At 55.9% G+C, this 8,682-nt stretch carries 8 protein-coding genes and 4 tRNA genes; all 12 read left to right on the top strand.

Annotated features, from left to right (window positions below):
• Positions 1–341 precede the first annotated feature (341 nt).
• Entirely contained in the window at positions 342–1,454 is a 1,113-nt protein-coding gene (locus tag WA411_RS19040) for a hypothetical protein (protein WP_291910546.1), read from the top strand.
• A gap of 10 nt (positions 1,455–1,464) precedes the next feature.
• A complete protein-coding gene (locus tag WA411_RS19035; protein WP_418766821.1) occupies positions 1,465–2,544 on the top strand; it encodes a hypothetical protein in 1,080 nt (359 codons plus the stop codon).
• Positions 2,541–3,089 (top strand): hypothetical protein, encoded by a 549-nt coding sequence (locus tag WA411_RS19030; protein ID WP_069184027.1) that lies wholly within the window; start codon positions 2,541–2,543, stop codon positions 3,087–3,089. Before WA411_RS19035 ends, WA411_RS19030 begins: the two co-directional genes overlap by 4 nt.
• Positions 3,090–3,109: 20 nt before the next feature.
• The gene (locus WA411_RS19025) at positions 3,110–5,512 is read left to right on the top strand and encodes a DUF6160 family protein (RefSeq protein ID WP_336064813.1); all 2,403 of its coding nucleotides are present in this window, start codon (positions 3,110–3,112) and stop codon (positions 5,510–5,512) included.
• Positions 5,513–5,614: 102 nt separating this feature from the next.
• Positions 5,615–6,580: a biotin--[acetyl-CoA-carboxylase] ligase gene (locus WA411_RS19020; protein WP_222466504.1), complete on the top strand. Its 966-nt coding sequence runs from the start codon at positions 5,615–5,617 to the stop codon at positions 6,578–6,580.
• A complete protein-coding gene (locus WA411_RS19015) occupies positions 6,577–7,311 on the top strand; it encodes a type III pantothenate kinase (protein WP_209398991.1) in 735 nt (244 codons plus the stop codon). The genes WA411_RS19020 and WA411_RS19015 overlap by 4 nt, the downstream gene beginning before the upstream one ends.
• Positions 7,308–7,976 (top strand): hypothetical protein, encoded by a 669-nt coding sequence (locus WA411_RS19010; RefSeq protein WP_291910536.1) that lies wholly within the window; start codon positions 7,308–7,310, stop codon positions 7,974–7,976. The genes WA411_RS19015 and WA411_RS19010 overlap by 4 nt, the downstream gene beginning before the upstream one ends.
• Before the next feature lie 31 nt (positions 7,977–8,007).
• A tRNA-Thr gene (locus tag WA411_RS19005) sits at positions 8,008–8,083 on the top strand.
• 39 nt (positions 8,084–8,122) lie between these two features.
• Positions 8,123–8,207 (top strand) — tRNA-Tyr (locus tag WA411_RS19000).
• 11 nt (positions 8,208–8,218) lie between these two features.
• Positions 8,219–8,293, top strand: a tRNA-Gly gene (locus WA411_RS18995).
• Between the two features lie 14 nt (positions 8,294–8,307).
• A tRNA-Thr gene (locus WA411_RS18990) sits at positions 8,308–8,383 on the top strand.
• Between the two features lie 51 nt (positions 8,384–8,434).
• The coding region (locus WA411_RS18985; RefSeq protein ID WP_336119311.1) for a GTP-binding protein at positions 8,435–8,682 on the top strand (248 nt) is incomplete at its 3' end.

The raw sequence follows: 8,682 nt of genomic DNA, 5'->3' as shown, positions 1-8,682 counted from the left end.
TGAGAGTAGGTCATCGTCAGGCTCCTAATACCAAAAACCCCAGCATCTTCGGTGCTGGGGTTTTTTATTGCCTGAAATCTGAGAAATCCCAAAACCATGACGCTGCGCACAGTGACAACGTGTAACCAGCGTTAAACTTCTGTAAAAGAACTGGCGAAAACAACACCAAAAACCGAAGCCAGCCTCAGAGACGCTCATCAGTCATCTTTTAATCAGCCGCCAACAATAAGAAGCGGCAGCGGTGAGATGTGACTATGAGTAGAACAATTTCCTCGCTTCTCCTCCTGCCTTTACTGGCCTCGGGGGTCAACGCCGATTTGCGCCCGATTTCAGACCAACAGATGTCTGAAGTTACAGGGCAGGCTTTTGTATCCGTTGATCGCCAGTACCATCCTGATGCCAACGACAATACCGCCTATACCCGGGTCAATCTTGGAATGGACATTGAAATCCAGACCAACGTAGATGTCCTGGAAATGGGGCGTTACGACCGGGAAGGTGAAAAGCCGGGCACCTCGGACGTCTATATTGAAGATTTTGCCCTTGGTTATATCAATAATCAGGCCTATTTTGACGCGAACCCCGAAGCCCCCAGGCAGCGAAAGGCTAACGGCAGCGCTTATGGCGAGGGTGAGATAGTCCCTTTCCACATCCAGAATCCCTTCCTGGAATTGGCCTTTGATGAAGACACCGATGAAGTGGTCGGCTTTCGGCTTGGTTTCGGCGAATCCATGGGCGTTCTCTCAGGGAAGATCGAAACCCTGACCGGTAATGTGAACGTGGATATTATTGATCGAGGTGAGGGGCTCTCAGAGGCAAATTCCTCCGGGAATCTGTTTGATCAACTGATTGTTCTCCTGACGCCACTCCTTGAGGGTGGTAGTCCGCTCTCCACCAAAGCCGAGTTGGTTTATGGAGCAGAGGGCGATCCAAACATTGGCGAGCTGGATCCCATAAGAGCCGAATACATTGGCATTCCGAACGGTGAGCGATTCGTGCTTGAAGGCGCCAGTGGATTTACCCGTTGGTCGGTACAGAACCTGATCGGCTGGGGATCGAGCTCCCGGATTGAAGTTCCTGACTGTTCCTTTTTCAGCTGTTCCGGGGGAGACATTTATGTCTACGCCCAGGATTGCCTTGTCCTGGGGATCGACTCCTGCTTCGACCTGGATATCTACAACAGCTTCCCCGTGGGCGAAGTCGGTGAGGTCAACGGCGAAAGGCGAATCACCGGCCCGGCTGATGGCGCCTTCATTTCCTTCCAGACCAAGGATCTGGAATGGTTGAAAGATGTAAAGAAAACAGACTTCACGCCCGAGGATTTCATCAGGGCAACCTCGGGTGCATTCTTCAATATCCCAAACGGAGCGACTGAGGTGAATCTCAACGAGGCGCTCTATGGCACCCAGCGTTACCGTACCGAGTACATCGACCGCGGCAAAGGCCTGTTCTGAGGAGCGCTTTATGACATGGTTCAGTTCCAGACAGCTTCTTGTTTCCGTATTTCCTCTTCTTACAATTTGGAGCGTACTGGTCATGCCTGGTTATGCCGAGGCAGAGCTTCAGGGCCTCTCGGAAACGGAAATGGCTGGAATTGACGGTGCTGGTATCGGCCTGGTCTTGGAGAATTTTAAATTTTCCCACGGAACAGACGAGCCGGATGCATCGGGTGAGCAGGCACGCATTTTTCGGATCGGAGGCATCAAGAGCACTGATGGTCGTGATGTCGATATAACGGTGAACCACCTCTATATCTCTGGCGCCAATAGCAACCATGGCCAGGCCTTGGGTCCGGTGAACCTTGGGCGGCTTCTTAACCCTTGGCGAATCGATGTTGTAGATGGCAACGAAATCGGCATCGCCAACAAGGCGGTTCTGGAGTTTGCGGCCAGTTCCAGGGTTTCTGCCGGCCAGGGCTACGATTGCATGGATTCCAGTGCCGGTTTAGGCAGCGGCACCTGTTCCAGTCGCCCGGCCACTGTGGATTACATTGGGGAACGTGCGGATATTGGTATGCAGATGAACGTCGCGGTGGGTGACGACCGGTCTGCCAACATCAATATTCACGCCAAGAGCGCTGTTATCGACGGAAGTTATCTGCGTCTCTGGGGAGACGACGATCGGCGCCAAATGGTTGGACAGTTCAAGCTCAATTTTTATTCTCCGGAATTGTCGATAAACGCCTGCGCACAGGATGGCTCCAGCTGTGGCTCACGAATTCTGATGAGTAATTTTGCGCTTGAGCTTGCGATTGGTAATCAGCTTCAGCCGGTGTTCTTCGATGTTGATGGTAGTGGAAACTTTGTGGTGGAGGTGGCCGCGATTCGGCGTCCTCAACCGGGCGAGATCGGTGCGGACGGCCTGAGAAGTAGCAGCGATGCTGAAGCCTGGGATTTCTACGAGTCCTATTACACCAATCCGGAATTCCGCAGCAATCTGAAGATCGGGAATTTCAGTGTAGGCGACCGTGATTTTGGCTCAGCCCGAGTCCAGGGCATGCTCATACAGCATCTGAATATAAAAACGAGGGATCTGAGCCAATGAAAGCCATCCTGTGCAGAACGTCTCTAGCCCTCGCTATTTTGCTGCTTGCTCCGCCGACCCTCGCGGAGCTCTCCCGACTTGGTGATGAAGCCCTTTCAGACATCTCGGGCCAAGGCGGGATCTATCTGTCCGGCGACATCAGTATCAACGAGATGGGTGGTCCCGTTGAGAACAGCTATTTCGGACGCTGTGACGATGCCGACAAAAAGTGCGGTGCCCGCTTTGCCTACCGCCTTAAAGAAAATGGGGGGTGGATGGTCCTTGATGATATTCGCGGTAATTTCGCGTTTGAGGGGCTGACACTACGGGTCCGCACCGTTGATTCCGGGTTCGGGGGTGATGGAGAGCAGTTCAACCGGGATGTTCTGGAACTGGGTTTGCCAAACACCGTCCGGTTCAATGACGTCCAATTCAAGATCTCCGCCAGTAGTACAGCGCGGCCAACCGACCCGGGGTTTCAACAGACCGACATATTCTCAGTGGATATGCGAGGAGAAGTTGTCATGGAAGGCAACCTGCTTGTGTTTCCTGCCGGTAATCCGTAATGGGCAAGAGGTTGATGATTATGTGGGCTCCGGACAGTAGCAGGCCATTTACCTCGACGGCTATCGGGCTGGCGTGCCTGATCAACGCCTCCTGGGTGTTTGCCGATATGAAAAGCCTCGACGACACCGCGTTGGCCACCATCAGCGGTCAGAGTGGCTTGACCATGGAGCTGGACCTTGCCTTGACAGCAGATCGTTTGTCCTACTATGACGATGACAAAGGCATTCATCTGGAAGGCTTCCGGGTTGGTTCAGCCATCGATTCGGCAGGTCAGGCGTTTCATCTGGTTCGGATCGACATCGAGGACGATGCGTCCCTGAACCTTGATTACCTGGTCGAGGATCGGAGAGTGGAGTTTGGAGATATCCGCCTCGCCGGGGCGCTGGGAGTCAGTATGGGTGGCGTCTTTTTCGACCATACCCTGGAGGGATATCTGAACATCAGCCAGGGTGGTTCCGTTGGCGGGGCGGGCTATACGTTCGACTCGGCCTACACCATGACCGGCGGCCGCCTGGGTTATCGCACCAACGGTAATGAAGTGTTCCTGGATGATATCACCATGAACGTGGAGGCCTTGGCGGTAACGCTGGATGTCGTCGGCGACACCCTGGCCCTGGATGCGCCAAGGATTGTTGGTAACTGGGAGGTTGGCGCAATCCGTTACAGCAATAACCCCCTGAATCATGGCGTATCCGTGGATTCTGGCTCGGGTCAACTGCTACCCAGTTACGGTAGCCTGAGCGGTAGCTACGATCTTTCGTCCAGCACCGGCATTACCGCCGGCGGGCGCTCCGGGGAAGGCCTTCGCATCGATAACGAGACGGTTATTCACTCGGCGACCTTCCTCTATATGGATGACGGCAAGGCTCTGGCCCTCAGGGACATCACCGGAAGCTATCGAATCAACGACCTCAGGCTTGATGTGACAACCGACTGGAGGAATCGTCCGGCCCTTGCCCTGACCCTTGGCTCCCTGGCCGGGCAGTTTAATATCGGTGCCATTGAGGTTGGCGGCAGTGGGAGAAGCATCGGAGAGGTGAACGTCAGCTTTCTGCTTGAGGACCAGGTGTTCAATGGACGCAACTATTCCAATGCGGTCTATCTCCAGGGCGGTGGTCATCCGGATGCCGGCCCCCAGGGCTTGCGGCTCGCTACGGAATGGAGCTTGCGGCTTGCCGATTTCAGCTACACGGAAGACGGGAACAGGGTGATCTTCAGCGGCCTTCAGTCGTGGGGGCAGGGTGATGTTACGGTTAACGTGACTCGCAATGAGATGATCAATGGCACCCAGTTTTTCGATGGCCTGCGCATCGGGTTTGAGGATGTCCGGGCTGGATACCGGATCAACGGTCTGCGGGTGGGCAGTGAGGATGCTCCCTTGCAGGGTGGCACTGAGCTGCTGCTGGCGCTGGGCTTTTATCCTGCCTATGAGTTTGAACTGGATGGCCATATGACGCTTGGCCCCGGTGGTGCCTCGGGTGAGGGGATTACCATCAACTCGGATGTCCGGATTCATGATGGCAAGGCCGCCATTATCGCGGTGCCCTACGATCAGGGTAACGGCGAGGTTCCGCAGAAGGGGCTCTGGATCACCGAGCTGGATTATGATTCCCACGTTCGGGGCATGACAGTCGACGTCACGCAGGAGGGGCTTGCGATTGTCAAAAGCGAAGCCTGGAGCACCATGGACATCGGCAACCTGAGGATTGGTGACAAGGAATCAGGCCGGAGTTTTGGGCGATTCGTGGTCCAGAAATATGAAACCGGGAGCAGTATGACGATCGTGCCGGGAGGCGCCGGTGATGTCTGCGCCGGTGGCGTTGGTGACAGTCCATCGTCCTGTGTCAGCTCTGGAGGTGTCTGGGAAGCCCGGGGTGAGGAAGGGCTGACTGTGCGCCTGAAGCAGGTGTTTGCAAAGGCCGCCGGTGAGGACCGAAAAAACGCGCTGACCTGGGAAACCAACCGGGAAACCAATGGCGTTGGCGAAGCTGTGAATGGAACGGGCACGCGTCTGGTTCTGAACGATATCCATACCAGCGATGGCGGTGACTTCGATGGTGATGGCGTGGAAGACAATTCGTTTGGCCTGCGCACCGACCTTTCCGTGGATGTCTACCAGACCCGGGTCGTAAAAAAGACGGACGGTCCTGACGCTCTGGGCGTGGTTGGCAACCGGGGTGACGAGAAAATCATGGATGGCGCATCAGCTTCGGGTTATCGCTATGTGGCCAATCCGACCCTGCAGGAAGCCGAAAATCGCCCGCTGGGTTTTGCCGTGAAAGCGAGAAGTCAGTTCAAGGAGCTCTCCATCAATAACATTGATCTGGTCCACCCCGTTGGCGGAGCACAAACCGCGGTATACGGTGTGAAAATGCAGAACTTCGATATCAAGGCGAACCTCACCGCGACACCGATTCCCTGATCTGTCGGCAGCCAATTCGCAAAGGCAGGCTGCCGACTTTGTCTTTTTCCTTCCCCTGGTGTTTAATCCGGCCTTACCCACTCTCATGGCTGGATGCGTGTAATGAAATCCAAGGCACTTATAGAGCTGCTCAGTGACGGACAGGTCCATTCGGGAGCTGCGTTGGCCGAAAAACTCGGGGTCAGTCGCACGGCAATCTGGAAACAGATCCGTCGCGCAATGGACGAAGGTGCGGATATTGCCACGATCCGTGGGCGCGGCTACCAACTGGTGTCCCGGGTCGACTTGCTCGACCCTGCGGCAGTGCTTGATGGAATTGCCTCCGGGCGGGAAGAGGAACTGGCGCTGACCGTGCTTGATGAAGTGGATTCGACCAATGCCGAAGTGATCCGACAGATCACGGCCGGTACCCGGGGTATTCCGGTGGTCATGGCCGACTGCCAGACCTCCGGGCGCGGGCGACGTGGACGTGTGTGGCAGAGCCCTCGGGGTGAAAACCTGTATCTGAGCATGGGCCTGACGTTTCACGGTGGTTTCGGGGTACTGGACGGGTTGAGTCTCGTACTGGGGGTTGCGGTGGCCAATGCCCTGGAGCGACTGGGAGTGCCCGAGGTGGGGCTCAAATGGCCGAACGATATTTTTCTGCCCGACGGAAAGCTTGGCGGCATTCTCGTGGAGCTGCAGGGCGAACTCGAAGAGGGCGTTGTGCAAGTGATTGCCGGCATTGGTCTGAACGTTCACATGTCCCGGGCCGAGGGTGTCGATCAGCCCTGGAGCAGTCTTGCCAGGGCATGCCCGAACGTCGACTGGTCGCGGAATCAGATTGCCGGCGCCATTATCGATGCGGTTCTGGATGCGGTGCCCCTGTTTTCGGATGTCGGTTTCGCGGATTTCCGCGAGCCCTGGCAGCGAAGGGATATCTTTATGGGGAAGCCGCTTCAGGCTCGGGGTGGTGATGTTGAAGGCGTCGGCTGTGGTATCGATGACGCGGGAAACTACCAGATACGGACCCAAACCGGGACTGTTCCGGTACGCGCAGGGGAAATCAGTCTGCGAGTGGTGTCATGAAGCTTTTTATTGATGCAGGCAATACCCGGTTGAAGTGGTGTCTGGATGACCAGGATTGCACTCTGGCAACAGGCACCGGATCACTGGAAGATGAGAACCCTTTGAGCTCAGCAGGAGAGCTCATAAGGCAGGTAAGGGGTGTTGCCATATCCACCGTTGCTTCCGAAGAAAGGCGCACTCATCTGATGGATTCACTTGCAAAGCTCTGTCCGGCGCCGGTGAAGTTCTACTGGTCCGAGCAGTCCCGTAACGGACTTGTAAACGCCTACCAGGATGTATCGAGAATGGGGGCAGATCGTTGGCACGCAATGTATGGCGCCTGGCTCGATCACAAGCAGGGCTTCGTGGTGGTGGATGCCGGCAGTGCGGTTACCATCGACTATGTGGATACGAGTGGCCAGCATCTCGGTGGGTATATCCTTCCGGGGTTGCAAATGATGCTGCGGAGTCTCAGGACGGACGCGGCGCGAATCTGGTTCGACCCTGATCAGGGATTGGCGACAGACCCGGGACGGAATACCGGGGAATGCGTGAACCATGGTCTTGCCTGGCTTTCCGGTGCCATGATCGAGCGTGTTATCGCTGACGCCCGAAAGCACGGGTTGTCTGATCTGTTGGTGACTGGCGGTGATGCGAATCGCCTGATTGGCCTGGGGCTGCCTGGTACCCATCGGCCCGACCTCGTGTTGAGCGGCCTGCGTGCGATTCATGCCGAGGACTCGTCAGAATGAGGTGGTTGGCACTGGTGCTGGTACTGGTCAGTATTGGCATCTATTACCTGCCAGACTTCGTCGGTCCATCCGGCGGAATGGCCAAAGTTGCCAGTGGTAGCTTGCCGCGGGTGGCCAGCCTGAAGTCTCCGGATCCTCGTAACGATGCGGTGGCGATACCGTCAGGGCGCTCTGACTTGTCCTGTGTACGCCTAGGATGGATCGAAGCCGCGGAGCGTGCGCGAAGGCTAGTGGCCAACCAGCCCCTTGCCGAGGAAGCCGGCTTCAAGGTCGAAGAAGTCGAGCGAGAGTTGCCGCCCTTGCATTGGGTCCTCATCCCGCCCCAACCTGAAGCCGTGGCGTTGCGCCAGTTCCGTGACATTCAGCGCCAGGGGATTGATTCCTATCTGGTCACCGAGGGCGAGAACCGCAATGCGATCTCCCTGGGGCTATTCGAGTCCAGGGAATCTGCAATATCCGTGCTGGAAGAAAAAAAACGTCAGAATCTTAATGCGGTACTGGTCAACTTCCCCCGAAATCAGATAAGCTACGCGCTCTCTTTTGAGGCGGAACCGGAACTCGCTAAAGAACTGGTTCAGGCGGTGAAAGCGGATTACGGCAGCAATTTCGATTTCGTTGAAATCAGGCCTTGTGAAGGTGTTGCAACGCCAGAAAAAAATCCGTAGTATACCGCCCTCGCTGACGAGGCGAATGTGAGCTGGCGTAGCTCAGTTGGTAGAGCAGCTGACTTGTAATCAGCAGGTCGGGGGTTCGATTCCGTCCGCCAGCTCCACTTTAAGTTTTGACGGATTTGCATAAGCAGGTCCGACTCGGAGGGGTTCCCGAGTGGCCAAAGGGATCAGACTGTAAATCTGACGGCATCGCCTTCGCAGGTTCGAATCCTGCCCCCTCCACCACTAAATTGCTTGCGGGCATCGTATAGTGGCTATTACCTCAGCCTTCCAAGCTGATGACGCGGGTTCGATTCCCGCTGCCCGCTCCAATTTGTTTTGTAATGCTCATGTAGCTCAGTTGGTAGAGCACACCCTTGGTAAGGGTGAGGTCGGCGGTTCAAATCCGCCCATGAGCTCCATTATTTATCCGGTCAACGTCACGATCCTGGTTGATTAGGGAGATTGGTCAAATGTCTAAGTCTAAGTTTGAACGTAATAAGCCGCACTTGAACGTGGGCACCATTGGTCACGTTGACCATGGTAAGACCACTCTGACCGCAGCGCTGACTCGTGTATGTCACGAAGTGTTCGGTACCGGTGAGAGTCGTGCCTTTGACCAGATCGATAACGCACCGGAAGAGCGTGCGCGTGGTATCACCATCGCCACCTCCCACGTTGAGTATGATTCACCGACCCGCCACTACGCTCACGTAGACTG

The sequence above is a fragment of the Marinobacter sp. CH_CUG1437-1 genome, from assembly GCF_037029655.1.
Classification (GTDB): Bacteria; Pseudomonadota; Gammaproteobacteria; order Pseudomonadales; family Oleiphilaceae; genus Marinobacter; species Marinobacter salsuginis.
This window is presented reverse-complemented; position numbering and strand designations above follow the sequence as displayed.